The sequence below is a fragment of the Aquabacter sediminis genome (assembly GCF_028863665.1).
In the GTDB taxonomy this organism is placed as follows: Bacteria; Pseudomonadota; Alphaproteobacteria; order Rhizobiales; family Xanthobacteraceae; genus L1I39.
In genome coordinates, this window is record NZ_JARBFX010000017.1 from 50,389 (window position 1) to 76,159 (window position 25,771).

The 25,771-nt window shown below is 69.1% G+C and carries 24 protein-coding genes; 15 read left to right on the plus strand and 9 right to left on the minus strand.

All coding sequences use genetic code 11. The annotated features are described in order from the left end of the window. The first annotated feature begins 84 nt into the window (after positions 1 to 84). Both PV781_RS22745 and pdeM read left to right on the plus strand, forming a co-directional pair. Positions 85 to 1,176 carry an NADH:flavin oxidoreductase/NADH oxidase gene (locus tag PV781_RS22745; RefSeq protein ID WP_274777908.1) on the plus strand — a complete coding sequence of 364 codons (1,092 nt, stop codon included), beginning with the start codon at positions 85 to 87 and terminating at the stop codon, positions 1,174 to 1,176. 71 nt (positions 1,177 to 1,247) lie between these two features. Further along, positions 1,248 to 1,949 (plus strand): ligase-associated DNA damage response endonuclease PdeM, encoded by a 702-nt coding sequence (gene pdeM / locus PV781_RS22750; protein ID WP_274777909.1) that lies wholly within the window; start codon positions 1,248 to 1,250, stop codon positions 1,947 to 1,949. A 109-nt stretch (positions 1,950 to 2,058) separates the two neighbouring features. Here pdeM and PV781_RS22755 read toward each other — a convergent pair whose 3' ends face one another. The 5 genes from PV781_RS22755 to PV781_RS22775 all read right to left on the minus strand — a co-directional run bounded on the left by PV781_RS22755 (position 2,059) and on the right by PV781_RS22775 (position 7,846). Next, on the minus strand, positions 2,059 to 2,859 hold the full coding sequence (locus tag PV781_RS22755) for a DUF2076 domain-containing protein (RefSeq protein ID WP_274777910.1): 801 nt from the start codon (positions 2,857 to 2,859) through the stop codon (positions 2,059 to 2,061). A gap of 197 nt (positions 2,860 to 3,056) precedes the next feature. Further along, a complete protein-coding gene (gene thiE / locus PV781_RS22760) occupies positions 3,057 to 3,695 on the minus strand; it encodes a thiamine phosphate synthase (protein WP_274777911.1) in 639 nt (212 codons plus the stop codon). A gap of 35 nt (positions 3,696 to 3,730) precedes the next feature. Next, positions 3,731 to 5,047, minus strand: coding sequence for a glycolate oxidase subunit GlcF (gene glcF / locus PV781_RS22765; protein WP_274777912.1), 1,317 nt, complete (start codon positions 5,045 to 5,047; stop codon positions 3,731 to 3,733). 54 nt (positions 5,048 to 5,101) lie between these two features. Beyond that, entirely contained in the window at positions 5,102 to 6,322 is a 1,221-nt protein-coding gene (gene glcE, locus PV781_RS22770; protein ID WP_274777913.1) for a glycolate oxidase subunit GlcE, read from the minus strand. A gap of 30 nt (positions 6,323 to 6,352) precedes the next feature. Then, positions 6,353 to 7,846 (minus strand): FAD-linked oxidase C-terminal domain-containing protein, encoded by a 1,494-nt coding sequence (locus PV781_RS22775; protein ID WP_274777914.1) that lies wholly within the window; start codon positions 7,844 to 7,846, stop codon positions 6,353 to 6,355. Positions 7,847 to 7,955: 109 nt separating this feature from the next. Between PV781_RS22775 and PV781_RS22780 the strand changes: the two genes are divergently transcribed. The 3 genes from PV781_RS22780 to PV781_RS22790 all read left to right on the plus strand — a co-directional run bounded on the left by PV781_RS22780 (position 7,956) and on the right by PV781_RS22790 (position 10,168). Continuing rightward, positions 7,956 to 8,954, plus strand: a complete 999-nt coding sequence (locus PV781_RS22780) for a LysR family transcriptional regulator (RefSeq protein ID WP_274777915.1) — start codon at positions 7,956 to 7,958, stop codon at positions 8,952 to 8,954. A 265-nt stretch (positions 8,955 to 9,219) separates the two neighbouring features. After that, a complete protein-coding gene (locus PV781_RS22785) occupies positions 9,220 to 9,864 on the plus strand; it encodes an AzlC family ABC transporter permease (RefSeq protein ID WP_274777916.1) in 645 nt (214 codons plus the stop codon). Beyond that, complete coding sequence (locus PV781_RS22790; RefSeq protein ID WP_274777917.1) at positions 9,857 to 10,168, plus strand: AzlD family protein; 312 nt, start codon at positions 9,857 to 9,859, stop codon at positions 10,166 to 10,168. Before PV781_RS22785 ends, PV781_RS22790 begins: the two co-directional genes overlap by 8 nt. Before the next feature lie 17 nt (positions 10,169 to 10,185). On the opposite strand, the gene PV781_RS22795 is transcribed toward PV781_RS22790, so the two are convergent. Together PV781_RS22795 and PV781_RS22800 are read right to left on the minus strand one after the other, a co-directional pair. Beyond that, complete coding sequence (locus tag PV781_RS22795; RefSeq protein WP_274777918.1) at positions 10,186 to 10,671, minus strand: cyclic nucleotide-binding domain-containing protein; 486 nt, start codon at positions 10,669 to 10,671, stop codon at positions 10,186 to 10,188. A gap of 26 nt (positions 10,672 to 10,697) precedes the next feature. After that, complete coding sequence (locus PV781_RS22800) at positions 10,698 to 11,384, minus strand: response regulator transcription factor (protein ID WP_274777919.1); 687 nt, start codon at positions 11,382 to 11,384, stop codon at positions 10,698 to 10,700. A gap of 114 nt (positions 11,385 to 11,498) precedes the next feature. On the opposite strand from PV781_RS22800, the gene PV781_RS22805 reads away from it, so the two are divergent. The 6 genes from PV781_RS22805 (at position 11,499) to PV781_RS22830 (ending at position 17,489) form a co-directional block, all read left to right on the plus strand. Continuing rightward, complete coding sequence (locus PV781_RS22805) at positions 11,499 to 12,035, plus strand: L,D-transpeptidase family protein (RefSeq protein ID WP_274777920.1); 537 nt, start codon at positions 11,499 to 11,501, stop codon at positions 12,033 to 12,035. 135 nt (positions 12,036 to 12,170) lie between these two features. Beyond that, positions 12,171 to 12,980, plus strand: coding sequence for a (Fe-S)-binding protein (locus PV781_RS22810; RefSeq protein WP_274777921.1), 810 nt, complete (start codon positions 12,171 to 12,173; stop codon positions 12,978 to 12,980). Between the two features lie 10 nt (positions 12,981 to 12,990). Then, entirely contained in the window at positions 12,991 to 14,424 is a 1,434-nt protein-coding gene (locus PV781_RS22815) for a lactate utilization protein B (protein ID WP_274777922.1), read from the plus strand. Further along, entirely contained in the window at positions 14,421 to 15,098 is a 678-nt protein-coding gene (locus PV781_RS22820; protein ID WP_274777923.1) for a LutC/YkgG family protein, read from the plus strand. Before PV781_RS22815 ends, PV781_RS22820 begins: the two co-directional genes overlap by 4 nt. A gap of 159 nt (positions 15,099 to 15,257) precedes the next feature. Further along, positions 15,258 to 15,965: an alpha/beta hydrolase family protein gene (locus tag PV781_RS22825; RefSeq protein WP_274777924.1), complete on the plus strand. Its 708-nt coding sequence runs from the start codon at positions 15,258 to 15,260 to the stop codon at positions 15,963 to 15,965. A gap of 231 nt (positions 15,966 to 16,196) precedes the next feature. Beyond that, positions 16,197 to 17,489, plus strand: a complete 1,293-nt coding sequence (locus PV781_RS22830; protein WP_274777925.1) for an alpha/beta hydrolase family protein — start codon at positions 16,197 to 16,199, stop codon at positions 17,487 to 17,489. Positions 17,490 to 17,525: 36 nt separating this feature from the next. Here the strand turns inward: PV781_RS22830 and PV781_RS22835 are convergent, their stop codons facing one another. Beyond that, positions 17,526 to 18,506 (minus strand): NUDIX hydrolase, encoded by a 981-nt coding sequence (locus tag PV781_RS22835; protein ID WP_274777926.1) that lies wholly within the window; start codon positions 18,504 to 18,506, stop codon positions 17,526 to 17,528. A gap of 163 nt (positions 18,507 to 18,669) precedes the next feature. Here PV781_RS22835 and PV781_RS22840 point away from each other — a divergent pair, with 163 nt between their 5' ends. Beyond that, positions 18,670 to 19,386, plus strand: coding sequence for an invasion associated locus B family protein (locus PV781_RS22840; RefSeq protein WP_274777927.1), 717 nt, complete (start codon positions 18,670 to 18,672; stop codon positions 19,384 to 19,386). A gap of 73 nt (positions 19,387 to 19,459) precedes the next feature. Here the strand turns inward: PV781_RS22840 and PV781_RS22845 are convergent, their stop codons facing one another. Continuing rightward, the gene (locus tag PV781_RS22845) at positions 19,460 to 21,307 is read right to left on the minus strand and encodes a M3 family oligoendopeptidase (RefSeq protein ID WP_274777928.1); all 1,848 of its coding nucleotides are present in this window, start codon (positions 21,305 to 21,307) and stop codon (positions 19,460 to 19,462) included. Between the two features lie 217 nt (positions 21,308 to 21,524). On the opposite strand from PV781_RS22845, the gene PV781_RS22850 reads away from it, so the two are divergent. The 3 genes from PV781_RS22850 to PV781_RS22860 form a co-directional block, all read left to right on the plus strand. Continuing rightward, entirely contained in the window at positions 21,525 to 22,196 is a 672-nt protein-coding gene (locus PV781_RS22850; protein ID WP_274777929.1) for a response regulator, read from the plus strand. Between the two features lie 129 nt (positions 22,197 to 22,325). After that, positions 22,326 to 24,368, plus strand: coding sequence for a L,D-transpeptidase scaffold domain-containing protein (locus PV781_RS22855; RefSeq protein WP_274777930.1), 2,043 nt, complete (start codon positions 22,326 to 22,328; stop codon positions 24,366 to 24,368). A 438-nt stretch (positions 24,369 to 24,806) separates the two neighbouring features. Beyond that, positions 24,807 to 25,771, plus strand: a 965-nt coding sequence (locus PV781_RS22860) for a peptidoglycan L,D-endopeptidase MepK (RefSeq protein ID WP_274777931.1), incomplete at its 3' end; no start/stop codon positions are given.

The following is a 25,771-nucleotide window of genomic DNA, read 5'->3' on the forward strand; positions in this document are numbered from 1 at the left end:
CCTCGCCTTCACCTGGGGCGGCTCGCCGGGAGGAAAACCCTGGGATATGAAGGGAGCCATATTATCCCTTCACCGGATCATCTCATGTCCGCTCTCTTCACGCCGCTTGCGCTGCGCTCTCTCACCCTCGACAACCGCATCATCATTGCGCCCATGTGCCAGTATTCGGCCAAGGATGGCCGGGCCAGCGACTGGCATCTCATTCATCTGGGCAACCTGGCCTTGTCCGGCGCCGGCCTCCTGATTCTGGAAGCCACCGCCGTGGAGCCGGCGGGCCGCATCTCGCCCGGCGACCTCGGCATCTGGGACGAGGAGACCGAAGGCGTGCTGGCCGACGTGGTCTCCCGCGTGCGGGCCTGGTCGCCCATGCCCCTCGGCGTGCAACTGGCCCATGCCGGCCGCAAGGCGTCCTCGGCGGTGCCGTGGAAGGGCGGGGCGCAGCTTTCCGTTGAGGATGGCGGCTGGACCACCGTCTCGGCCTCGGACGTGCCCTTCAATCCGAAGGACCGCGCGCCTCTGGCGCTGGATGCCTCCGGCCTCGACCGGGTGCGTGCCGCCTTCGGCGCGGCTGCGGCGCGGGCCGCGCGGGCGGGCTTCGACATGGTGGAGGTGCACGCCGCCCACGGCTATCTGCTCCACCAGTTTCTCTCCCCGCTCTCCAACCAGCGCACCGATGATTATGGCGGCAGCCTGGAAAACCGCATGCGCTTCCCGCTGGAAGTGTTCGACGTGGTGCGCGCGGCCTTCCCGGATGACAAGCCGGTCGTGGTGCGCATCTCCGCCTCCGACTGGGTCGAGGGCGGCTGGGACGTGGAGCAGTCGGTGGCCTTCGTGAACGCGCTGAAGGCGCGCGGCCTCGACGCCATCCATGTGTCGAGCGGCGGCCTGTCCATGGAGCAGAAAATCCCGCTCTCGGCGGGCTACCAGGTGCCGTTCGCCGAGCGCATCAAGGCGGAGACCGGCGTGCCCACGATCGCGGTCGGCCTCATCACCGAGCCGGCCTTTGCAGAGGAATTGCTGGTGGCCGGCAAGGCGGATGCCATCGGCATCGCCCGCGGCGCGCTCTATGATCCCCGCTGGCCCTGGCATGCGGCGGCGGCGCTCGGCGCGTCCGTGCAGGCGGCGCCCCAGTATCTGCGCTGCCAGCCCTCGGGCCTGCGCCAGCTCTTCAAGTGAGGACGAGCCCGGCCGGAGTCCGTCTCCGGCCGGGTGCTTGTGGGAAAATGCGGGATGGGCCATATGGGCTCATGCTCGCGCGTTCTGATTCTGTTCCGCTCTCAGCCGTGGACCTGAACGGAGCCGAGGTCGTGCTCGACCCGGCGGGTGCCCTCTATTGGCCGCAGGAGCGCCTGCTGGCCGTGGCGGACCTGCACTTGGAAAAGGGCTCCGCCTTCGCCCGGCGCGGCCAGATGCTGCCTCCCTACGACACAGCGGAAACCCTGACCCACCTGGAACGCGTGGTGGAACGCTGGCGCCCCCGCATCCTGGTCTCCCTCGGCGATAGCCTCCATGATCGCTGGGCGAGCGAGCGTCTCGATGCCCATGCCCGCGCGCGCCTGCGCGCCCTCCAGGCGGGCCGCACCTTCATCTGGATCGCCGGCAACCATGATCCCGAGCCGGCGCACACTCTTGCCGGGGAATGGGCGCGCGAATGGCGCACGGGCCCCCTCCTGTTCCGGCATGAGCCTGCGCGGGCAGGCCATGAAGGGGAAGTGGCCGGCCATCTCCACCCCGTCGCGCGCTTGGTGGTGCGCGGCCGGTCTCTCCGTCGCCGCTGCTTCGCGGGCGACGGCACGCGCATGATCCTGCCGGCGCTCGGCGCCTATACGGGCGGGCTCAATGTGCGGGATCGTGCATTCCAGGGTCTGTTCGGCGCCAGGTTCGAGGCGCACCTTCTGGGGGCAGAGCGCACCTACCGCATTGCCGGGCACGCCTGCCTGGGCGATTGAAGCGCCTCTCGGCAGCAAAAAAAAGGGCGCGAGCCAAAGGCTGCGCCCACCAGGGGTTCCGGGGAGGAATAAAGGTCAACCGAAGCGCGGGTGCGCTCCGGCCGACAAATCAGGTCCAGTCGCCGCCGCCATCGTCGCCGCCGCCCGGATCCCAGCCGGCATCGCCGTCCCAGCCATTGCCGCCGGGATCGAAGCTGGCATCCTGGGGTTCGGGCGCCCAGGGATCGGCTGCCGGGGCCCCGCCCAGCGCGTCCTGCGCCTGGTTGCCCAGATCCTCAACGGCCGCTGCCGGAGTGGCAGGATCAAGCAAGGCCGCTTGCTCTGCCAGCGGGCCGGTGCCGCTCGACATCAGGTTGCGAATTCCGTCCGCCAGCAGCATGCCGCCCGCAACACCCGCCGCGGTAGCCATGGCGCCCTGCAGGAAGCCGCCGCCGCCGAAGCCGCCGCCAAAGCGTGAGGGCTGCGCGGGCTGGCCGCCCCACGGGCCGCTGGCGGGCGGGGTCATGTTGGCGGGCTGCCCATAAGGCTGGCCATAAGGCTGCCCCTGGGACGGGAGGGGCATGGCGCCGCCCGCGGTGCCCCCCATTCCGCCGCTCATGGAGGAAACGCGGCCTCCAGCGGACGGCACAGACGTGCCGCGTCCACCCAGAAGGCCGCCGAGGAAGCCGCCGGAACTCTGGGCCGGCTGAGACTGGCGCACCTGCGCCTCCAATTCCTCGATCCGTGCGCTGGCCTGCTGCAACGCATGCTCCTGCACGAGCACGGTCTGCGCCAAGGCATAAGGCGCGTAGGGCATTTGGGACACATTGCGCGCGATCAGGGCCTCGGCCTCCGCGTCGCGCGGCTGGTTGGACACCTCGCGCATGCGGTTGAACAGGCCGTCGATGAGGGCGCGTTCTTCGGGGGTCATCCTTGCCTCCGGTTGGTCACCACTCCGGCTCGCCATGGGGCCGACGGGTCATCCGCCGGCTGACGTTCCGTGGCCGCAGGCTCCCGCGATGGCGGTCAGCGTCTTGCGATCCGGTCTGCATATGAGAACGCCCGTGAGGCAGCGGAAGGGCGCCCCACATGAAATTTTCTTAACGTTACGTCAGGCTCGGCGAGCCGTCAGCGGCGCGCGCCGTCCACCTCTGCCCTGAGACGGCGCGCGGCAGCGTTTATGTCCGATGCGGCGCAGAGCGCCGAGACCACCGCAATCCCTTCCGCGCCCGCCCGGATCACGTCCGCTGCGAGGCTGGTGTCAAGGCCTCCAATGCCCACCAAAGGCAGCGAGATGCGCCCGCGCATGTCGGCGAGGCCTTCAATGCCTATGGCGCTGCCCGCATCCGCCTTGGTGCCGGTGGCGCGCACAGGGCCCACGCCCACATAGTCCACGCTGGTGAGGTCGGACACCGCAAGCTCCTGCGGCGTGCCCACGGACAGGCCGAGAATGCGGTCCGGCCCCAATTGGGCGCGGGCGGGGGCGGGCTCCATGTCGTCCTGGCCCAGATGCACGCCGTCCGCATCCGCCGCCAGGGCCACGTCCACCCGGTCATTCACGATGAGGGGGATGCCCAGCGGCCGCAGCAGCGCAATCAGCGCCCGCGCCGCCTCCACCAGCGCGCGCCCCTTGGCTTCGGGATCGCGCAACTGAACGATGGTCACTCCGCCCGCCACCGCTTGGGACACCGTCTCTACCAGCCCGCGCCGGGCGGTGAGCTTGGGATCGGTGACGAGATAGAGCGAGAGATCAAAGGGGCGGGCCATGGGTCAGATCCGGGTCGGTCGATGGGGACGGCGCATCAGGCCGCCGCCTTCACATGGGCGAGGGCGGCAGGTCGGGGACCACCATGGGCCCAGTCCAGCAGCTCCACTGTATGGACCACGGGCACCTGCGTGCCCGATCCGATCTGCGTCATGCAGCCGATATTACCGGCCGCGATGAGGTCGGGTGAGAGGCTTTCCAGATGCCCCACCTTGCGGTCCCGCAGCCGGACGGCGAGATCCGATTGCAGCATGTTGTAGGTGCCCGCCGAGCCGCAGCACAAATGGCTCTCGAACGGCTCCACCACGGTAAATCCTGCTGCCTTCAGCAGCGCCACCGGCGGCCCCTTGATCTTCTGGCCGTGCTGGAGCGAACAAGCGGCATGATAGGCCACCTTCAGCCCCATAGGCGCGGGCGCGGCGGGCAGGCCGAGGCCCGCCACATATTCGGTGATGTCCATGGCAATGGCGGAGACCCGCGCCGCCTTCTCCGCATAAGCGGGGTCGAGGCGGAAGACGTGGCCGTAATCCTTGATGGAGGTGCCGCAGCCCGACACGGTCACCACGATGGCGTCGAGGCCGGGGCCGTCCATCTCCGCGATCCAGGCGTCGATATTGGCCTTGGCGAGGGCGTTGGCCTGTTCCTCGCGGCCCAGATGGTGCACCAGTGAGCCGCAGCAGCCCTCGCCCTTCACGCGCACCACCTCTACGCCGTGGCGGGTCAGCAGGCGGATGGCCGCCTCGTCGATCTCCGGGCGCAGGGCGGGCTGGGCGCATCCAGCCAGCAGCGCCACGCGCCCCGTCCGCTCGCCCTGCGGGGGATGGCTCCCAGGCTCCTCGGAGGCACCGCGGCCATGGGGCGGCTGGGCAAGTCGCAGCATGGCGGCGACGGGCTTCAGAGGCGGGATGACCGCAAAAAGGGGCGCAAGGGGCTTGGCCACCACGCCCGCCAGCAGCGCCAGGCGGAAGCGCTGGCGATAGGGCAGGATGGCCGCCAGCATGGCGCGGTTCAGACGGTCGAAGAAGGGCCGGCGATAGGTTTGCTCGATGTGTTCCCGCGCATGGTCGACCAGGTGCATGTAGTGCACGCCCGAGGGGCAGGTGGTCATGCAGGACAGGCACGAGAGGCAGCGGTCCACATGCTTGACCACTTCCTGCGTCGCCGGCCGCTCATTCTCCAGCATGTCCTTGATGAGATAGATGCGCCCGCGCGGCGAATCCAACTCGTCCCCCAGGAGGGCGAAGGTGGGGCAAGTGGCGGTGCAGAAGCCGCAATGGACGCAGGTTCGCAGGATCTTGTCCGCTTCCGCGATGCGGGGATCGGCCAGCTGGGCCAGGGAGAATTCGGTCTTCATGCGCGGATCGCTCCTGCGGCGAAGGGGCGGGGGAGGGAGGAGGCCATGGCGCGCTCACATCCCCGCATACATGCGGCCGGGATTGAGGATGCCGGCTGGATCGAAGCTCTCCTTCACCCGGCGACTCAGGGCCGCATGGGCGCCTTCCAGCGGCTGGAAGACGGCTCCCGCCCGCTCGGCAGCACTGGCGCGGACCAGGGTGGCATGCCCGCCATGGGGGGCGAGCGCCGCGCGCACCGCCTCCGCCTGCGCCGCCTCACGGGGCATGAGCACCCAGACGAGGCCGCCGCCCCAGTCGCAGAAGGCTTCGGCGCCCAGCGTCCGGGTGAGTTCTTCGGCCAGCAGCGGGCCGGCGGTCGGGGCGGTGGAGAGGCGCCATACCGCACGGTCCCCGGTGCCCACGAAGGGGGTCACGTCCCGCACCCCTGCCCAGAAAAGCTCGGACTCGTTGCCCTCCAGAACTTCCACCCCGCCGAACGGGGCCAGAACGGAGATCAGCATGCCGCGCCGCGCCCGCACCGAGGGGGGAAACCCCTCCAGCCGAAAGGCCGCGACCGGCTGGTGGAAGCCGTTGAGGGCGAGGCGTTTCATGACGGGTCCTGCGAGCGCCGCGGCGCCGGAGACCTCGCAGGAGGAGCCCATGGCGGCGCTGAGCGCCTGGCTCATCAGGCGCGCCGTCGTTCCGTCTTCCGGCAGGAACAGGAGCAGGGTCTCCTGCGTGGAAGGCTGGGGGAGAACCTTCAACGTCACTTCGGTGAGGACAGCGAGGGTGCCGAAGGAACCGCAGAGGAAGCGCGGAAGATCATAGCCGGTGACATTCTTCACCACCCGTCCGCCGCTCTTGAACACTTCGCCCCGCCCGGACACCGCCCGGGCACCCAGCGCATGGTCGCGCACCGCGCCATGGCTCAGGCGGCGGGGGCCGGCGAGGTTGCAGGCGAACACGCCGCCAATGCTGCCCCGCTCGGGTGCTTCGCCGAGCAGAGGGCCGAGGTCCGGGGGCTCGAAGGCGAGCATCTGGTTGTTCTGCGCCAGCAGGGCCTTGATCTCCGCGAGCGGGGTGCCGGAGGCGGCGGACAAGACCAATTCCTCAGGCTCATAGAGGGTCACGCCCGCGAGGGCGGAGACATCGAGCCGCCGCGCGGCGCTGCCGGTGCGCCCGAGGCCTCGCTTGGAGCCGTGGCCCACCACATCGAGCGCGGTCTTCTGGGCGGCCGCTTCGGCCACTGCCGCCGCCAGCGCGGATTCTTCCGCAATCCTCACCACTTCGGTCATGAAGACACCTGGAAAGTCCGAGAGCGCCGGTCAGAAGCGCGGAATGTCCGGGAACGGCACCTGGCCCCGGCTCACATGCATGCGGCCGAGTTCGGCGCAGCGGTGGAGCGTGGGGAAGACCTTGCCGGGATTGAGTAAATTCTGGTCGTCGAAGGCGCATTTGAGGCGCAGCTGCTGCGCCAGATCCACCTCGTCGAACATGGTGGGCATCAGGTCGCGCTTCTCGACGCCAACCCCGTGCTCGCCGGTCAGGACGCCGCCGACTTCCACGCACAGGCGCAGGATGTCGGAGCCGAAGGCTTCGGCCTTGTCCATTTCGCCGGGTGTATTGGCGTCATATAAGATGAGAGGGTGGAGATTGCCGTCGCCCGCATGAAAGACATTGGCGACGCGCAGGCCATAACTTGCCGACATCTCGCGCATGCGGGTGAGGACCAGTGGCAATTGCTTGCGCGGGATGGTGCCGTCCATGCAGAGATAATCGGGCGAGAGCCGTCCCACCGCCGGGAAGGCGGCCTTGCGCCCCGCCCAGAAGCCGAGGCGCTCCTCCTCGGTCTTGGAGACGCGCAAGGTGGAGGCCTGGCAGGCGGAAGCGATGGCGGTCACCTCCCCCAGAAGGTGCGCGCACTCGGCCTCCGGCCCGTCCAACTCGATGATGAGAAGGGCTTCCACATCAAGGGGATAGCCAACCTTTACAAAGGCCTCGGCGGCGGCGATGGCGTCCCTGTCCATCATCTCGATGCCGGCGGGGATGATGCCGGCGGCGATGATGCGGGCGACGCAATCCCCCGCATCTTCGGACGTGGGGAAGCCCACCAGCACGGCACGGGCCACGTCCGGCTTTTTCAGAAGCCGTACAGTGACTTCGGTCACCACGCCCAGCAGCCCCTCGGAGCCGATGACGAGGCTGAGCAGGTCGAGACCGCCGGCATCCAGGTGCTTGCCGCCCAGGCGCACCACTTCGCCGGTCATGAGAACCATTTGAACGCCAAGGACATTATTGGTGGTCAGGCCGTATTTCAGGCAGTGCACCCCACCCGAATTCTCGCCCACATTGCCGCCGATGGTGCAGGCGATCTGGGAGGACGGGTCGGGGGCATAATAGAATCCCTCATGCTCCACCGCCTTGGTAATTCCAAGGTTCGTGACCCCCGGCTGGACCACCGCGCAGCGGTTGGGCAAGTCGATCTCAAGTATTTTGTTGAACTTGCCCATGGCGAGGAGAACCGCATCGCCGAGCGGCAGGGCGCCGCCCGAAAGCGAGGTGCCACCGCCGCGCGGAACCACACGTATCCCATTGTCATGGCAGTATTTTAAGACCTGGCAGACCTGCTCGACGGTCTCCGGCAGCACCACCACCAGGGGCAGTTGCTTGTAGGCGGTGACGCCGTCGGACTCGTACGGGCGCATCTCCCGCTCGTGCGAGATCACCCCTTCGCCGGGGACGAGGACGCGCAAATCAGCGATGATCTGGGCTCTGTTGGCGAGTGTTTTTCCGTCCGCTTCCGGAAGCCTGAGGCTCATGGGGCGTCCTTGACCGTTTCCTCTTCGGCGCCGACTATAATCGTTCCAGGGCGGAAAAATCCCGTTGATTATTTCCGTTTCTGACAAAATCCTGCGGGCCATGGAAAGAATGCGCGCCGACCCTCCCCGCACCCCGGCCCGCCGCTCGGTCGCCGAGGGGCGCCCGCTCCTGGGCAATCTCGGGGACCTGGAAATCTTCGCCCGAATCGTCACCGCCGGCAGCCTGTCGGCGGCGGGGCGGGAATTGGGCCTCTCCCCGCCGGTGGTGTCGAAGCGCATCCAGCGGCTGGAGGAGCGGCTTGGCACCCGCCTGTTCCAGCGCACCACACGCAAGGTCACGCTCACCGAGGCGGGGCAGGGCTTCTATGACAAGGTGGTGGCGATCCTGGCCTCCATCGAGGAGGCGGAAGGCCAGTTGTCGCGCCGGCTCACCGAGGCGCGCGGCCTGCTGCGGGTGTCCGCCCCCACTTCGTTCGGGCGACTTCACATCGCGCCTCATATCGGCCCGCTGCTCACCGCCAATCCCGAACTGTCGGTCGACCTCGAGCTCTCCGATGCCTTCGTGGACATCGTGGGCGATGGCTTCGACCTCGCCATCCGCATCGCCGACCTCAATGATTCCAGCCTCGTGGCCCGCCGCCTCGCCCCGGTGCACCGGGTGCTGTGCGCCGCGCCTTCCTATCTGGCGCAGGCGGGGGAGCCGGCGCGCTTCGCCGATCTCGCCGGCCATGTGCTGCTGGCCACCCACAGCCAGGATCCCTGGCGCCTGGAGGGGCCGGAGGGGCCGGTGACGCAGCGGGTCGCCAGCGCGCTGCGCACCAATTCCAACGAGGTGGTGCGCGAGGCGGTGCTCGCCGGGGTGGGCATCGCGCTGCGCTCCACCTGGGATGTGGGGCCGGAATTGCGCAGCGGGGCACTGAAGGTGGTGCTGCCGGATTTCCATGCCTCGAGCCGGGTGGGGGTGTTCGCCGTCTATCCCAGCCGCCGCTTCCTGCCGGCCAAGGTGCGGGTGTTCATCGATCACCTCGCCGCGCTTTATGGCTCCGTCCCGCCTTGGGATGCGGGCCTCCAGGACATGCTGCGCCCCTTGCGCGCGCCGGTGCCCTGATGCGAGTGGCCTGATCGCGCGCCGGCCCGCGCCCGATCTTGCCGGCCAAGCTCCAGCCGCCAATGAGCCGCCCGATCAGCCCCCTGTGGGACGGCCGGCAACGCGGCGCATACCTGCACGCAACGTCATGCGCAAATCGGGTTGGTGGCCCCTGTCGCCTGTTGCATAAGCGGCGGACCCCTTCCTTGCCGGGCTCCCGTCCCCCATGCCCAAAAGCCGAAACGTCTCGATCACCCGTGCCGGCTTCCTTCATGGGATGCGGGACATGGTTCCGCTGATGCCGGGCCTCAGCGTGTTCGGCATGGCCTTCGGCGCCGCCGCCGCGCAGAAGGGCTTCACCCTGTTCGAGGCCTCGCTCTCCTCGGCCCTGGTCTTTGCCGGCCTGGCCCAGATGGTGGCGCTGGAGGGCTGGACGCGGACCTGGACGCCGGCGGGCCTCCTCGCGCTTGGGCTCCTGACCTTCACCGTGAACATGCGCCATCTCCTGATGGCGGCGTCCATGCGGCCCTGGCTCGGGGCGCTGCCGCCCTGGCAGTCCTATCCTTCGCTCCTGCTGCTGGCGGACAACAATTGGGCCGCCGCCATGCGCTATCACGCGCAGGGCGGCAACGACGCGGGCTATTTTATCGGCTCCGGTGTCATCACCTGGATCCTGTGGCTCGTGTCCACCGCCGCCGGGCAGATCATCGGCGGCGGACTCCCCGATCCGAAGGCGGTGGCCCTCGATTTGGTGGTGCCGGCCTTCTTCGTCGCCATGCTGGTGCCCAACTGGCGGGGCCGGCGGGAACTGGTGGGCTGGGGCGTGGCGGCGGCCGTGTCGGTCGGCGTGTCCTACGTGCTTCCGGGCTGGTGGTTCATCGTCATCGGGGCGGTTTCCGGCGCCATTGCGGGAGGCTTTGCCGATGACTAGCGGCTTCGAGGCCGGTCCCATCACCGCCATCGTCGTGATGGCCCTCGCCACCGTCTTCAACCGCACCATGGGATTCCTGGTGATGCGGCTGGTGCCGCTCACCCCGCGCGTGCGCAAGATCCTGGACTGCCTGCCGGGCGCGGTGCTGGTGGCCATCGTCGCGCCCACCGCCGTGCATGGAGATCTCGCCATGGCGGCGGGCCTGGTCGCGGCCCTGGTCGCCACCAAGATCACCAAGAACGATTTCATCGCGGTGTTGGCCGCGGTGGCGCTGGCGGCGGGGCTGCGCTGGCTGGGCTACTGAGGCGGAAGCCGAGGGGGTCAGCGCCGGTGGAGGGGGGGGCGCACCGGGGCTTCCAGGCGCGCACGGCGCAGGGCGTCGAGGTCCGCGATGGTGGCTTCCAGCCGGCTGGCGATGCGGTCCCGCAACTGGGCGGCGGCCTCGGGAAACCCTTCCAGCATGCGCAGGAATGTGCCGCGTGGAATGCGCATGAGCACGCTCGGCTCCAGGGCGCGGGCATTCACCGGCCGGGGCACTTCGATGAGGAGGGCGGTCTCTCCCACCAGCGCGCCGGGCAGCACCTCCGAAAGCCGCCGGCGCCGGCCGGGGCCATCCGTGCTCAGCTCCAGCCGGCCGGACAGGAGCACATAGCCGCAATCGGCGGGATCGCCGGCCTGGAACAGCGTGTCGCCCCGCGCCAGCTTCTGCTGGTCGGCGCTGATGGCAAGGATGCGCACCGCCTCGGGTGTGAGCACCTCAAAGGCCGGGACGCCCTGGAGCAGTGCGACGTCCGTTTCGAGGGTCAAGGCGGCGGGCTCCCTGTGTTTTTGTGTTACGGGACCAGCTTGTATCCGCCGGCCTGGGTGGCAAGGAGAGTCGGAGAGGACGGGTCGGGCTCGATCTTCTGGCGCAGGCGGTAGATGTGGGTTTCCAGCGTGTGGGTGGTCACGCCCGAATTGTAGCCCCAGACTTCCTGCAAAAGGGTTTCCCGCGGCACCGGCGTCTTGCCCGCCCGGTAGAGGTAACGCAGGATGGCGGTCTCTTTTTCCGTCAGCCGGATCTTGGAGCCGCGGTCGGTCACCAGCAGCTTGGCGCCGGGGCGGAAGCTGTAGGGGCCGATGGCGAACACGGCATCCTCGCTCGCCTCGTGGCTGCGCATCTGCGCCTTCAGGCGCGCCAGCAGCACGGCGAAGCGGAAGGGCTTGGCCACATAGTCGTTGGCCCCCGCCTCCAGGCCGAGGATGGTGTCGCTGTCGGTGTCATGCCCGGTGAGCATCAGAATGGGCGCCTTGAAGCCGTTGGCGCGGATCTGGCGCACGGCGTCGCGGCCATCGATGTCGGGCAGGCCCACATCCATGATGACGAGGTCCACCGCGCCGTTGCGCGCGCTTTCCACGGCCTCGGCGCCGGTGCCCACAGGCATGGGCTCGAACTCATCCTGGAGGGCGAGCTGCTCCACCAGAGCCTCGCGCAGCTCCGGGTCGTCCTCGACCACGAGGATTTTCCACGCATTGCCCATCGAATCCTCCGTTACCCTTGCGGGAACGCGAATCGCCCACCTACAGCAACTGGCGGCAATTGTGCAATTTTCCTCAAGACTTTTCACACCGTTCCGGTATTTGGGTATTGTCTGATGTCACAATCTCCTGTGGGGATCTCCCGAATCGATGTCCGGCGGCTTCCCGGCGCTCCCCATCGGGGGCTTTTGCGCGTCGCCGGGCGGGCGTTTCCGGTGGCGCTGGGGCGCGGCGGCATCTTCCCGGACAAGCGCGAGGGCGACGGGCGCACCCCCGCCGGCACCTGGCGGGTGGACCGCCTGCTCTATCGCCCCGACCGGGGCCCGCGTCCCGTTACGGCCTTGCCCGCGCAGCCCATCCAGGCGGGGGATGGCTGGTGTGACGATCCGGCCGACCGGCGCTATAATCGCCCGGTGCATCTGCCCATCGCCGCGTCCCACGAGGTGATGCGGCGCGACGACGCGCTTTATGACCTCGTCCTGGTGCTCGATCACAACCAGCGCCCGCGCGTGAAGGGGCGGGGCTCCGCCGTCTTCATCCACGCCGCCCGCCCCGGTCTCACCCCCACCGAAGGCTGCGTCGCGCTCCCCCGCGCGGAACTGCGCCGCCTCGCCGCCCGCCTGAAGAGGGGGGCGCGGCTGGTGGTGCGGTGAGGGGCTTCGCGTTTCCCTGGAACTGATCCAATGTTATAGAGGGCGCCCATGGCTGGCCGGGGCCGCCGGACGTGATCCGGGCTCGGCCGGTGCCGGTCCATCGGGGACGGGATCGAGCTTTTGAAAGCGCGCCTCATGCCTTTGTCCACCGCCACGCCCGACGCCGCCCCGCCCGCCAGCGGGCGTCCTGCCCGGGTCGGCCTGTTCGTCACCTGCCTCGTCGATACGCTGCGCCCCTCGGTGGGCTTTGCCGCCGCCCATCTGGTGGAGCGCGCGGGCTGCGAGGTGGATGTGCCCGCCCAGACCTGCTGCGGCCAGCCGGCCTTCAATTCCGGCGACCGGGTGACCGCCCGGGCGCTGGCCGAGGCGCTCATCCGCGCCTTCGAGACCTTCGATTATGTGGTGGTGCCCTCCGGCTCCTGCGCCGGCATGATCCGCACCCATTATCCCGAGCTGTTCGCCGGCGAGCCGGACTGGATGCCCCGCGTGGAGCGCTTTTGCGCCCGCGTCTATGAATTGACCTCCTTCCTGGTGGATGTGTGCGGCGTCACCGGGGTGGAGGCCGCCTATGCGGGGACGGCCACCTATCACGACAGCTGCTCGGGCCTGCGGGAATTGGGTGTCCACGACCAGCCGCGCCAGTTGCTGGGCACGGTGGCGGGCCTGGAATTGAAGGAAATGGCCGATGCCGACACCTGCTGCGGCTTCGGCGGCACCTTCTGCGTGAAATATCCCGACGTCTCCAATGCCATCGTCGAGAAGAAGGTGGCGAACATCGTGGCCAGCGGGGCTGACACGCTGCTGGCCGGGGATCTGGGCTGCCTCATGAACATGGCGGGCAAGCTCCAGCGGCTCGGCTATGAGGTAAAGGTGCGCCACGTGGCCGAGGTGCTGGCGGGCCAGGGCGGCGATGCCGCCATCGGCGCGCCGGCGCGGCAAGGTTGAGGGGGCGGGCATGAGCGTTCACATCACCACTCCCGCCTTCAAGGGCAATGTGCGCGAGGCGCTGGACGACGCGCCCCTGCAGAAGGCACTGGCCAAGGTCGGCCCCGGCTTCATCGGCCGCCGCGCCGTGGCGGCCGCCGCCTTGCCGGAATTCGAGGCCCTGCGGGACAGCGCGCGGGACATCAAGAACCACACGCTGGCCCATCTCGACCTCTATCTGGAGCGCTTCGAGGAGAAGGTGCGCGCGGCCGGCGGCCATGTGCATTATGCGGTGGATGCGGCGCAGGCGCGCGACATCGTCACCGCCATCTGCAAGAGGCTGGACGCCAAGACGGTCACCAAGGGCAAGTCCATGATCTCGGAAGAGATCGCCCTCAACGACCATCTGGCCGCCAACGGCATCGAGCCGGTGGAGACGGATCTTGGCGAATATCTCATCCAGATCCGTGGCGAGGCGCCCTCCCACATCATCGCCCCCGCCATCCACCTCAACAAGGAGCAGGTGGAGGAGGATTTCCGGCGCGTCCACTCCCACCTGCCGCCCGAGCGCGACCTGTCCGAGCCCACCACCTTGCTCGCCGAGGCGCGGGGCGAACTGCGCCAGCGCTTCCTGATGGCGGATGTGGGCATCACCGGCGCCAATTTCCTGGTGGCCGAGACCGGCACCTCCATCATCGTCACCAATGAGGGCAATGGCGACCTCACCCAGACCTTGCCCAAGGCCCATATCGTGCTGGCCTCGCTGGAAAAGCTGGTGCCGACGCTGGAGGATGTGAGCCAGATCCTGCGCGTGCTGGCCCGTTCCGCGACGGGGCAGGACATGTCGGTCTACACCACCTTCTCCACCGGCCCCCGCCGGCCGGAAGACCCGGACGGGCCGGGCGAATATCACGTGGTCATTCTCGACAATGGCCGCTCCGGCATGCTGGCCGGGCAACTGAAGGAGATGCTGCGCTGCATCCGCTGCGGCGCCTGCATGAACCATTGCCCGGTCTATCATGCCATTGGCGGGCATGCGTATGGCTGGGTCTATCCCGGCCCCATGGGGGCGGTGCTGACCCCTTCGCTGATCGGCATTGAGAAGGGCGCCAACCTGCCCAATGCCTCCACCTTCTGCGGCCGGTGCGAGGAGGTGTGCCCGGTGCGCATTCCCTTGCCCAAGCTCATGCGCCATTGGCGCGAGAAGGAGTTCGAGCGGCACCTCACCCCCGCGCCCCAGCGCACGGGCCTGGCGGTATGGTCCTTCTTTGCCCGGCGCGGCTGGCTCTACCGGCCGGCGACGCGCCTCGCCATGGGGCTGCTGGCGCGCCTCGGCCGCGACAAGGGGCGCTTTGCCAGCCTGCCGCTGGCGGGCGGGTGGACCAAGGTGCGCGACTTTCCCGCCCCGCAGGGCGGCACCTTCCAGGCCCAATGGGCCGCCCGCCGCAAGGGATCGGCCCGATGAGCTCCCGCGACACCGTGCTCGCCTCCATCCGCCGCTCGCTGGGCGTCTCCGGCACCGAGGCCCCCCGCCGGCAGGCGGTGGACGACCGCATTGCCGGCCATCCGGCGGGGGTCATCCCCGCCCGTGGCCAGCTTCCCCCGGCGGAGCGGCTCGCTCTGTTCAAGTCCATGGTGCTGGCCGCCGCCGCCACGCTGGACCATCTTCCGTCGACAGAGGCCGTGCCCGGCGCCATCGCCGACTATCTGCGCGCCCGCAACCTGCCGCCCACCATTTTGCGCGGCGCCGATGCGCGCCTCGCCGCCTTGCCGTGGGAGAATGCGCCGGCGCTCGACGTGTGGATCGGCCCCTCCGACGGCCGGCAATTGGCGGGCCTCTCCCATGCCTTTGCGGGCGTCGCGGAATCCGGCACGGTGGTGATGCTGTCCGGCCCCGACAATCCCAGCACCGTCAACCTGCTGCCGGACCACCACCTGGTGGTGGTGCAAGCGGAGGATGTGGCGGGGGATTATGAGGCGGTCTGGTCGCGCCTGCGGGCCAAGTTCGGCGCCGGCATCATGCCCCGCACAGTGAACTGGATCACTGGCCCCTCCCGCTCCGCCGACATCGAGCAGACCCTTCTGCTGGGGGCCCATGGCCCCCGTTCCCTGCACATCCTGCTGGTGGGCGAGGGCTGACGCGGGACGCAAGGGGGGACCTTGCGGCAGTGCGGCACCACGGTCACGCTCCAGGCAAAAACGTTGCCGGGTACCAAATTCGGGGGGAGTTGCCGCGCGGACGTGGTTGCCGCGCCGCACACCGTGGTGCAGTAACGAGATCCTGCCAGCGGGGATCCCATGACGTTCGCAGTTCGCGTGCTTTTCGCCGTTCTGGCGAGCCTGGTTGTGATGATCGTTGGGGCAACAGAGCCGGCCCGTGCGCAAGCGCGCACCATGGGGCAGGTTTATCTGATGCGCGGCATCGCCAACATGTTCTCCTATGGCCTGGATGACCTTGCCACCAAGCTGCGCGCGCAGGGCATTGACGCCAATGTCTACCAGTTCGACGAATGGCAGGATCTGGCGCAGAAGGCGGTGAGCTGGTCGCTCTCCCATAATCGCGAGCCCATCGTCATCATCGGCCATTCGCTGGGCGCAGACGCGGCGGTGCACATGGCCCAGCGCATGACCAGCCTCGGCCTTTCCCCCACCATGGTCATCACCTTCGATCCGGTGGGCCTGAACATGGTTCAGGAGACGGGTGGTCGCTTCATCAACTACTACCAGTCCAACAACGGCTTCGGGCAGGAACTGGTGGACGGGCCGGGCTTTACCGGCTCCATCGACAACCGGGACATGAAGAACATGCCCGGAATCAATCACTTCAACCTGGAAAAGTCGCCGGTGCTGCACGACCAGGTGGTCCAGCTTCTGAAGGCGGTGATGACGCGCAAGGTCAAGGCGCCGGCCCCGGGGCCCACGCCGGAGGCGGCGCGACCTTCCTCCGCGCCCCGGCCGCCCGCCTCTCCGGCCACCGCGCCCCAGGCCAGCACGCGCGCCGGCTGACTTTTGCACCGGGCAAAGCCTTTTGCCGGCTGGCTTGCCGCCCGCCGGACTGGCGTTTTTTGCGCCCCTACCCGAATAAGGCTGACGCGGACCCGAATTCGGCTAGACTCGCCTATGGGTTAACCATGCGGCGCGGGGGGCGATCGCTGGCGATGACGGGATGAAACCTGTTGCGCTCACGGTCGTTGTCACGGGTGAACCACAGCCCAGCCTGACCCGCGCGGTGCCCGCATGTTTCCTCGCCCACCCCTCTCCCGTTCCCGCCTGTTCGCGATCTTCTCCACCATGGTCCTGCTTGTGTGCGCCACGGCCGCGCCGGCGCGTGCGGACTATGTGGGCCGGGTCTATCTGATGCGCGGGCTCGCCAATGTGTTCTCCTACGGCATGGACGACCTAGCGAAGAAGCTGAACGAGAAGGGCATCGAGGCGGAGGTCTACGAGCATGGGGCCTGGCAGCGCCTTGCCGATGACGCAGTGGCCTGGTCCAAGGCCAATCGCCGGGCGCCGGTCATCATTGCCGGCCATTCCCTTGGCGCCGACGCGGCCATCAACATGGCCGAGCGCATGACCGCGGAGGGTGTGCCGCCGCGCCTTGTCTTCACGTTCGATCCCGTGGGCGTCACGACCATCGGTGCGGCGCGCGGGCGTTTCATCAATTTCTACCAGGACAATAACGGCTTCGGGAAAGCGCTCACCCCCACGGCCGGCTTCAAGGGCAAGCTGGACAATCGGAACCTGGCGGGCGTGCCGGGGCTCGACCACTTCAACATCGACAAGTCCGCCGCGCTCCATGCGGAAGTGGTGAAGACCGTCGCAACCCTGACCTATGTGGCGCCCCGTCCCCGCGCGCCCGCGCCCAGGGAGGTGCCGGAAGAGGCGCCCATGGTGCGCGCGCCGGGTGGGCCGCAACCCACCGCCGCCCCGGCCGCCGCTCCGGCCAGCCAGCCCGGCCGCAAGGACACGGTCTCGGCACCCGAGCCCCTGCCGGCTCCCGTGGTGGCCGAGGAGGCGCCGCCCGCACGCGCCGCAGACGCGGACGGTCCAACGCTTGAAATGGCAGCCCTCCCGCCGCCGGCCGCGGCGCTGGCGCCCGATCTCGTCCCCAACCTCGTGGCCGCGCCGCCTTCGGCGGCCTTGCCGGTCGAGCCGTCCCCCCTGGCCACCGAAGCCCGTCCCACACAGGTGCTCATTCCCAGCCATGCGCGGGTGGATGCCCCCGCCCCCCTTGCCCCCGCCATTTCCGCCCCCATCGAGATCCAGCCGCTGCGCACGGAAGGCGCGGTCACCGCGGCCGCCTTGCCGGACCTGCCTGCGCCGGCCGCCGAGCCCTCCTTCGACGAGTTGGCGCTGGGTGTGTTGATGCGGGAGGTCTCTCAGTCGGACGACATCACGGCCACCATCGTGGTGCCCGGCCCCGGTGGAGCGGTGGTGATGCACCAGGAGCAGGTGGTCACGGCCCCGGGCGCGGGCACCGGCACGGAAACCAGCGAACCGCTGTCCGCCTCCGCCCTGCCGGCGCGCTGACGGTTTTGCGCTCGCCTGCGCGGGCGGGCCGGGGATTTACCGCCGCGCGCCCTGCGTGCGCACGCCCGGGGCGGGCCGTTCCACCAGCACTTCCCGCCGGAAGCGGACGAGGCGCGCGGGGCGCCCGCCGGTGGCAGAGACAGTTTCCCCGGTTTCTTCAACCAGGCCCTGCGTCTCCACTAGGCGGCGGAAATTCTGCTTGTGCAGCAGCATGCCGGAGAGGGCTTCCACCGCCCGCTGCAATTGCAGCAGGGTGAAAGCCGGCGGCATCAGTTCGAACACCACGGGCCGGTACTTGATCTTGCCCCTGAGCCGGCCGATGGCGGTGGCCAGGATGCGGCGATGGTCGAAGGCCATGGGGCGGCCAAGCGGCAAGGGGAGGGGCGGCAAGGGAAGCGGGCGATCCGGGCCGTCGAGGCGCGATTCCGCCACCAGTCCGGCTTCATAGAGAAGCTCGTAGCGTTCCAGCACCCGTTCGTCATTCCAGGTGCCGCCGGCATCGGGAAAGGCCAGGCGGCGGCGCAATCGCCGCACATCGGCCGTGCGAGGTGTGGGCGCGGCCTCCGCCCAGGCTTCGAGGGCCTGCTCGATGGCATCGAGCAGGGGCGGGCGCCCGCCGCGCCAATCTTCCCAGGGGAAGAAGCCGTACCAGTCGAGCCAGGCGGCCTCCGCCTCGCCGGCCGTTCGGGCCTCGCGCACCAGGGCGAGATAGGCCACCGACAAGGCGCGGGCGCCGGCATCGTGCCGGTCCAGGTCGCCGAAGGTATAGAGCTGCTCCACATAATTGAGCCGCTGATCCGTCTGCCGCTCCACCCAGGAGCGCAGCCCCGCCTCCAGGGTGCGATGAGCCGTCTCCAAGGGGCCGGACGGCAAGGCCGGCCGCTCGCCCGATTGCAGGGCCAGGACGCGCGGCTCGTCCGCCGTCACCGCCAGCACCACCGCCGACAGGTCGATGCTGACGCCAGGCGGCGCCGTCGATGCTGGGGTCTGCGCGGAGAGAGAGGAGGGTTCGCCCATGGCATCCGGGTGGGAAAGACTTTAGCGGCAAGCTATGGCCCGAAGCGAACCGGGCGGCAATGGGGCGATGGTTGGACAGGCCGTAGAAGGGCGGGGCCAAACTCCGCCAGTTGGCTTCCCGGTGCCGGCTCGGTATGGAGTGATGAACATGTGGGGGAAAATCATGCTCGATACCCTGACCGCTTCTGCCCCGGTCGCTTCGCTGCGCACGCGCGTCATGCCTTGCCTCGTCGGAGCCGGCCTCCTGGTGGCGGGACTGGCCCTGGCCTCCGGCCCGGTGCTGGCCCAGGCCCAGGCCCAGGCCCAGGCCCAGGCTCAGGCTCAGGCTCAGGCGCCCGCTCCTGCGCAGTCGGCTGCGCCTAAAAAGCCCGATGCCAAGCCTGCGCCCGCCCAGCCGGCCGCGCCCAAGCCGGCCCTTGGCGCCCAGGATGACGGCCCCTCGCGCACCACCGCCACCTATGACGACTGGGTGGTGCGGTGCGAGCGCACGGAACTGGCCGGCGGCAGCAAGGTGTGCGAGGCGGCGCAGACGCTTCAGATCGGCACCCAGCAGCAGGGCCTCGTCGCCCAGGTGGTGTTCGGCAAGATCAAGTCCGACGCGCCGCTGCGCCTGGTGCTGCAGCTCCCCGTCGGCGTGTGGCTGCCCGCCGGCGCCCAGCTGACCGTGGGCGACAATGCCAAGCCCATTTCCGCCGGCTTCAAGTTCTGCATCCGCGCCTGCATCGCCGACGTGGACCTCACCGCGCCGGAGGCCGCGAGCCTCTCCGCCGCCACCGGCAGCGCGGCCATCACCTTCCAGGACCGCAACCAGCAGCAGGTGACCATCCCGGTCTCGCTGAAGGGCCTGTCCGCCGCGCTCGCCGCGCGCGACAAGATGTGAGCGTGATCCCTCCATGAAAAAGGCCCCGTCCACCGGCCGGTGAACGGGGCCTTTTTTGTGCCAAGAGAGGGCGTCAGACGCCTTCCATCTCCTCAAGCTCGGTGATCATGCGGTCGATGAGGCCAAGGCCGGTCTGCCAGAAGGCGGGGTCTCGGGCATCAAGGCCGAAGGGCGCGAGCAGCTCCGCATGGTGCTTGGTGCCACCGGCGGACAGCATGTCCAGATAGCGCTCGGCAAAGCCGTCGGCGGCCTTCTCATAGACCGCATAGAGCGAGTTCACGAGGCAGTCGCCGAAGGCATAGGCGTACACATAGAAGGGCGAATGGATGAAGTGGGGGATATAGGTCCAGTAGGTCTCGTATCCCGGCCCGAGATGAATGGCCGGGCCGAGGCTCTCGGTCTGCACCTGCATCCACAATTCGCCCACCTTGTCGGAGGTCAATTCGCCATTGCGCCGCTCGGTGTGGACGAGCCGCTCGAAATTGTAGAAGGCGGTCTGGCGGACCACCGTGTTGATCATGTCCTCCACCTTCTGGGCGAGCATGATCTTGCGGGCGCGGGGCGTCTCGGCCTGCGCCAGCAGCCGGCGGAAGGTGAGCATCTCGCCGAACACCGAGGCGGTTTCCGCGAGCGTCAGCGGGGTCGGCGCCATCAGCGCGCCCTGCCGGCCCGCCAGCACCTGATGGACGCCATGGCCCAGCTCATGGGCCAGCGTCATCACGTCCCGCGGCTTGCCCTGGTAGTTCAGGAGCACATAGGGGTGCGCGGACGGCACCGTCGGGTGCGCGAAGGCGCCGGGCGACTTGCCGGGGCGCACGGGCGCGTCGATCCAGTTCTTGTCGAAGAAGGTGCGGGCGATGTCCGCCATGCGCGGCGAGAAAGTGCCGTAGGCGCCGAGCACGGTGTCACGGGCCTCCGCCCAGCCGATCTCGCGGCTCTCCACCTTGGGGAGGGGGGCGTTGCGGTCCCAGAATTCCAGCTTCTCCTTGCCGAACCACTTGGCCTTCAAGGCATAATAGCGGTGGGAGAGACGCGGATAGGAGCCGCGGATGGCCTCCACCATGGCGTCCACCACCTCCTTTTCCACCCGGTTGGCCAGGTGCCGGGAGGAGGCGACATCGGTGAAGCCGCGCCAGCGGTCGGAGATTTCCTTGTCCTTGGCCAGCGTGTTGGTGATGAGCGTGAACAGCCGGATGTTCTTGCCGAACACCTCCGCCAGCGCCAGCGCCGCCGCCTTGCGCACCTCCTCCTTGGGGTCCTGAAGGAGGTTGAGCGTCGGCTCGATGGCCAGTTCCTTGCCGTTCACCGTGAAGCGCAGGCTGGACATGGTCTCGTCGAACAGCCGGCTCCAGGCCCCGCGCGAGGGGTTGGACTTCTCGTGGAAGAGCTGCTCGATCTTGTCGTCCAGCTGGAACGGCTTGTCCGCGCGCAGATCCTCCACCCAGGGCCGGTAGTGGCCCAGCGCCGGATCGGCCATGGCGGCCTCCAGGGCCGCGTCGTCCAGCCGGTTCAGCTCCAGCGTGAAGAACAGGAGATGCGTGGAGGCGTCGGTCAGGCGCTCCTGGATGTCGCCATAGAATTTGGTGCGCACGGGGTCGGACGTATCCCCCGCATAGATCAGGCTGCCATAGGAGGCGATGCGGCCGAGCAGGTCGTCGATGGCCTCATAGCGCTTCACCGCCGCGCCAAGGACCGCGCCCGCATCGGGCCCGGCCAGGAGGTCGGCGAGCTTGCCCTTATAGGCTTCCTCGAACGCCTTGCACTCCACGTCGGCCTTTTCGAGGTCCGCGGCGAGCGCCGGGGACTCCATGGCCGGGTAGAGATCGGCGAGGTTCCATTCCGGCAGGGCCTCGGCCGTGCGGGCGGCGGCGGCCAGCTCATGGGCGAACAGCTCATGGGCGAAGAGGGCGGAACCGAACATGAGACCTCCGGAATCTGGGGCGAACTTTCCCCCCGCCGGTTCTAGCGCGCCGGACGGGGCCGCTTCAACGGCGCCGGGCCGCGTGCTGCATCCGCAATGGACGCATCCCCGCCGGCCGGTCGTCTCTCCTTAGATAGGTCTTAACCATCCCACGCCAAGCTCTGTGGAGAATCACCTTCCGGGCCCTTGCGCCCTCTCCCGCCGAGCGTCCCGTCGCATGATGACCTGCCGCACGTCCGCCGTCCGCCTCCTCCTCGTGGAAGACGAATCCCTCGAACGGCGCCGCCTGGAAGGCGTGCTTGCCGGCCTCGGCTATGAGGTGGAGAGCGTCGGGGACGGCGATGCCGCCCTGGCGCGCCTTTTGGGCGAGCGGTTCGACGCGGTGCTTCTGGACCTTGTCATTCCCGGCCTTGACGGCATGGGCCTCATCGGTGCGCTCCGGCGGCGGGGCGACGACACGCCCGTGGTGGCGGCGGTGACCGCCGCCGGGCTGGAGGGCGCGGCTTCCGCGATGAAGGCGGGGGCGAACGATTTCGTGGTGAAGCCGGCCGGGGCGCTGCGCCTGAAGGTGGCGCTCGACAATGCCATGGCGCTTGTGGCCGCCCGCCGCGCCGCCGCCTCCAACGTGGTCGCGCTCCCCGTGGCCCGCCCGGCCGTGGAGGAAGAGCCGGCGGAGGCCCTCAGCCTCACCGACCGGCAAGGCCATGTGCGGGCATTGGTGCAGATCGAGGCGGAGGCCATCCGGGCGGCGGTGTCGCTTTATGGCGGGCGCATGAGCGAGGTGGCGCGCCGGCTCGGCATCGGCCGCTCCACCCTCTACCGCCGCATGGCGGCGCTGGGGCTCGCGGCCGAGGAACCTTTGGCTGCGCTGGCGGTTGCGGCTGAGTGACAGGGTCATGAAATGTGAACGGGCGCCGTGCCTTGTGACTTGAACGGAACGGCGCCGCCCGCATGGTAGAGCGTCGGTCATGGGCGGGGCCGACCCGTTGGAATGGAGCGGCCGATGGCCGGGAGTGAGATGAAAGCCGGACCCCTTCTGTCTGTGCTCGCCGCCGCCCTGATGGCGAGTGTCGCGCCCGTTCTCGCGCAAGTCGCGCCGCCCACCGGCAATGCCGGCATGGGCACGGCGGTGGATGCCGCCCCGCCTGCGGGCGATGGCGCGCCCCACCATCTTCTGGGCGAGGCCCCGGCCCCCGGCCAGGCGAGCGCGCACGGCGGCCCCGCGTCGGCCACGCCGTCTTCTCCCGTCATGCCGGCAAGCCGGCCGCGCCCCGTGACGGCCGCGCCGGCCCCTGCGGTCCCGTTGGTGCCGCATGCCCATGTGGAGGGGACGCCGCCCCGCCCGGCCACTGCCTCGCCCACCCGTGCACAGGCCGACTTCCCCGCCGCGCCGCCGCCGGCGGCGGCCCCGAGCGGCCTTGCGGCCACCCCGGCCGCGTCCCCCGTCGCGCCTGCGGCCAATGCAGCCGCCGCTTCCCCCAACACGCCACCCTCTGCTTCTGTGGCGGCCGATCCGCTGGCGCCCGTGGCCACGGAGCTGGCGGCGCTGCTTGCCCAGCCGGCCACCGGCTCGGTCAGCGCCCAGCGCGAGCGGGAGGCCATGGCCGCCTTCTATGCGGCGCGGGGCTATGCACCGGTCTTCATCGGCGAACGCGGTCTCTCGCCGCGTGGCCAGGCGGTGGCCCGGCGCCTCGCCCGCGCGGACGAGGACGGCCTTGATCCCAAGGATTATGCGCTGGCCAAGCTCTCCGCCCCGGCGGATGCGGCAGGCCTTGCCCGCGACGAACTGAAATTCGCCTCCACCGCCTTGCTCTATGCCCGTCACGCCCAGGCCGGGCGGTTCGATCCCGAACGCATTTCGGGCCTGGTCACGCCGGTGCGGCAGATCCCCGATCCGCTCGCCATCCTCTCGACGCTGGCCGCCGCCCCCGATGCAGGCGCGGCGCTCGCCGCCTTCAACCCGCCCCATCCGGGCTATGCGGCGCTGAAAGCCAAGCTGGCGGATGCCCGGGCCCGGCCCAAGCCTCCATCGGTCCATGTGCCGCCCGGCCCCACGCTGAGGCCGGGGGATGCGGATGCCCGCGTCTCCGCCCTGCGCGCGCGGCTGAACGTGGCATCCGCGCCATCCGGTGCGCAGACCTATGATTCCGGCCTGGCCGAGGCGGTCCGCCGCTTCCAGGCGGACAACGGCCTGGATGCGGACGGGGTGGTGGGAGCCGCCACGCTGGAGGTGCTGAACCGCTTCGACGGCTCGCGCAGCCGCACCGACGACATCATCGTCAACATGGAGCGCTGGCGCTGGCTCCCGCGGGACCTGGGCGCTGCCTATGTGATGGTGAACATTCCCGAATATATGGTCCGCATCGTGGATAACGGGAAGGTCATCCACCAGACCCGCGTGATCGTGGGCAAGCCGGATACGCCGACCCCGTTGCTCACCCGCGACATGACCTATGCGGTGGTCAATCCCTATTGGAACATCCCGCCCAACATCGCCCGCAAGGAGATGGTGCCGAACCTCCAGCGCGATCCCTATTACCTGGCGCGCCAGGGCATTGAGATCACCCGCAATGGCAAGGTGGTGGACCCCACCACCGTGAACTGGGCCAATGGCGCCTCCGGCTATTCCTTCCGCCAGCCGCCGGGTGAACGCAATGCGCTGGGGCGCATCAAGTTCATGTTCCCCAACGACCACTCGGTCTATCTGCACGACACCTCCTCGCCGCGCCTGTTCGCCAACGAGAAGCGGGCCTATTCCCATGGCTGCATGCGGGTGCAGGACCCGCTGAGCTTCGGCGAGGTGATCTTCGGGCTCGGCATGCGGGACGACAGCTGGAGCCAGGAGCGCATCGGCAAGATGTTCGGTGGCGCCGAGCGCTACTTGACCTTCAAGCAGAAGATCCCCGTCCATGTGGTGTATTTCACCGTCTGGGTGGACGAGACCGGCGTCCTGCGCGGGCGGGATGACATTTACGGCATCGACGCGAAGATGCGCGAGCTGCTGCATCTCGACACACCCCAGCACATGGCCGCCGGCAAGCCCACCGCCGCCACACGCTGATCCCGCCCGGTTTCGCCCCCTCTCATCGCCCCGTCCGGCCACCGCTGGGCGGGGCTTTTTCGTGCGCGCGCCGGGGCTCGGGGCGCATGCTGCAGGTGCGAAGCGGAGCCTTTTCGGCGACGCCTGTCCGGCCCCGCCGGGGCGTGAACGTCCCGTTAACGACGCTTGCGTGGGGCTGTGTCCTCACGTTTCCGCTGCACGATTTCGCCACACTGTGTCATTAATCACACTCGCGTGACCAAGGCGAGCGGGCGGGACCCTGCGAGCCGAGGTCTGGGAGGTCGGGGCGTACACACGCCCTTAACCGAACCCGTCAAGACTCTTCTGAGCTTCGCGTCGCGCGCTCACCGGTGCGCGGCACAGTCCGATCTGAGCCTCGGGTTCGAGCCATTGCCCCTTCACCGTCTTTACGCCCGCTTTGCGCCATCCAAACGCCTCGTGCCAGGCGCGCGGACGCGGGCCGTCTTCGCCGCCGTGACCCTCTTCCTGTGCGGCTCTACCGCACTGCAAAATGCGGTCGCCAATGGCGATACGCGCACCCTCTATCTGCTCAATATGAATACGGGCGAGGGCGGCACCTTCACCTTCAAGAGGGAAGGGCGCTATGACGACGCGGTGCTCAAGAAGCTGAACTGGTTCCTGCGCGACTGGCGCCGCGACGAGCCCACGAACATGGACCCCCAATTGTTCGACCTCGTGTGGGAGGTCTATCGCGACGTGGGGGCGTCCGAGAGCATCCATGTGGTGAGCGGCTATCGCTCTCCGGCGACCAATTCCATGTTGCGCACGCGCTCCAAGCTGGTGGCCGAGCAAAGCCAGCACATGCGCGGCAAGGCCATGGACTTCTACATTCCCGGCGTCAGCCCCAGCGATCTGCGGGTGCTGGGCCTGCGCATGCAGCGCGGCGGCGTGGGCTTCTATCCTACCGCCAACACCCCCTTCGTGCACATGGATACGGGCGGCGTGCGCCACTGGCCGCGCATGACCCACGACCAGCTGGTGCGCGTGTTCCCCGACGAGAAGACCGTCCACATTCCCTCCGACGGCAAGCCGCTGGCCAATTACAAGCTGGCGCTGGCCGAGCTGGAGGCGCGCGGCGGCACCGCCGGCGGCCCGGACGAGGAAGATTTCGGCGCGGGCCTCAAGAATTTCTTCGCCACCCTGTTCGGTGGCGGCCGCAAGGCGGCCGAGCCCTCGGGCGCAGAGGACATGAGCCCGGCCGAGGTGAAGCTCGCGGCGCGCAACGCCGCCAAGGGCGGGTCCACGCAGGTGGCCTCCGTCGGCCCTGCCACGGGCGGCGCATATGTGGCCAGCGCGGACGACGACGACACCCCGGCCGCCCCCGCCGCCGCCCCGGCGCGGACGGATGCGGGTCGCTCCGGCACCCGCACGGCCGCGGCCCC

Excerpts from the sequence above, each read along its gene's own strand:
- PV781_RS22745 (WP_274777908.1), top strand. The coding sequence starts at position 85 with ATGTCCGCTCTCTTCACGCCGCTTGCGCTGCGCTCTCTCACCCTCGAC.
- pdeM (WP_274777909.1), top strand. The coding sequence starts at position 1,248 with ATGCTCGCGCGTTCTGATTCTGTTCCGCTCTCAGCCGTGGACCTGAAC.
- PV781_RS22755 (WP_274777910.1), bottom strand. The coding sequence starts at position 2,859 with ATGACCCCCGAAGAACGCGCCCTCATCGACGGCCTGTTCAACCGCATG.
- thiE (WP_274777911.1), bottom strand. The coding sequence starts at position 3,695 with ATGGCCCGCCCCTTTGATCTCTCGCTCTATCTCGTCACCGATCCCAAG.
- glcF (WP_274777912.1), bottom strand. The coding sequence starts at position 5,047 with ATGAAGACCGAATTCTCCCTGGCCCAGCTGGCCGATCCCCGCATCGCG.
- glcE (WP_274777913.1), bottom strand. The coding sequence starts at position 6,322 with ATGACCGAAGTGGTGAGGATTGCGGAAGAATCCGCGCTGGCGGCGGCA.
- PV781_RS22775 (WP_274777914.1), bottom strand. The coding sequence starts at position 7,846 with ATGAGCCTCAGGCTTCCGGAAGCGGACGGAAAAACACTCGCCAACAGA.
- PV781_RS22780 (WP_274777915.1), top strand. The coding sequence starts at position 7,956 with ATGCGCGCCGACCCTCCCCGCACCCCGGCCCGCCGCTCGGTCGCCGAG.
- PV781_RS22785 (WP_274777916.1), top strand. The coding sequence starts at position 9,220 with ATGGTTCCGCTGATGCCGGGCCTCAGCGTGTTCGGCATGGCCTTCGGC.
- PV781_RS22790 (WP_274777917.1), top strand. The coding sequence starts at position 9,857 with ATGACTAGCGGCTTCGAGGCCGGTCCCATCACCGCCATCGTCGTGATG.
- PV781_RS22800 (WP_274777919.1), bottom strand. The coding sequence starts at position 11,384 with ATGGGCAATGCGTGGAAAATCCTCGTGGTCGAGGACGACCCGGAGCTG.
- PV781_RS22805 (WP_274777920.1), top strand. The coding sequence starts at position 11,499 with ATGTCACAATCTCCTGTGGGGATCTCCCGAATCGATGTCCGGCGGCTT.
- PV781_RS22810 (WP_274777921.1), top strand. The coding sequence starts at position 12,171 with ATGCCTTTGTCCACCGCCACGCCCGACGCCGCCCCGCCCGCCAGCGGG.
- PV781_RS22815 (WP_274777922.1), top strand. The coding sequence starts at position 12,991 with ATGAGCGTTCACATCACCACTCCCGCCTTCAAGGGCAATGTGCGCGAG.
- PV781_RS22820 (WP_274777923.1), top strand. The coding sequence starts at position 14,421 with ATGAGCTCCCGCGACACCGTGCTCGCCTCCATCCGCCGCTCGCTGGGC.
- PV781_RS22825 (WP_274777924.1), top strand. The coding sequence starts at position 15,258 with ATGACGTTCGCAGTTCGCGTGCTTTTCGCCGTTCTGGCGAGCCTGGTT.
- PV781_RS22830 (WP_274777925.1), top strand. The coding sequence starts at position 16,197 with ATGTTTCCTCGCCCACCCCTCTCCCGTTCCCGCCTGTTCGCGATCTTC.
- PV781_RS22835 (WP_274777926.1), bottom strand. The coding sequence starts at position 18,506 with ATGGGCGAACCCTCCTCTCTCTCCGCGCAGACCCCAGCATCGACGGCG.
- PV781_RS22840 (WP_274777927.1), top strand. The coding sequence starts at position 18,670 with ATGCTCGATACCCTGACCGCTTCTGCCCCGGTCGCTTCGCTGCGCACG.
- PV781_RS22845 (WP_274777928.1), bottom strand. The coding sequence starts at position 21,307 with ATGTTCGGTTCCGCCCTCTTCGCCCATGAGCTGTTCGCCCATGAGCTG.
- PV781_RS22850 (WP_274777929.1), top strand. The coding sequence starts at position 21,525 with ATGATGACCTGCCGCACGTCCGCCGTCCGCCTCCTCCTCGTGGAAGAC.
- PV781_RS22855 (WP_274777930.1), top strand. The coding sequence starts at position 22,326 with ATGAAAGCCGGACCCCTTCTGTCTGTGCTCGCCGCCGCCCTGATGGCG.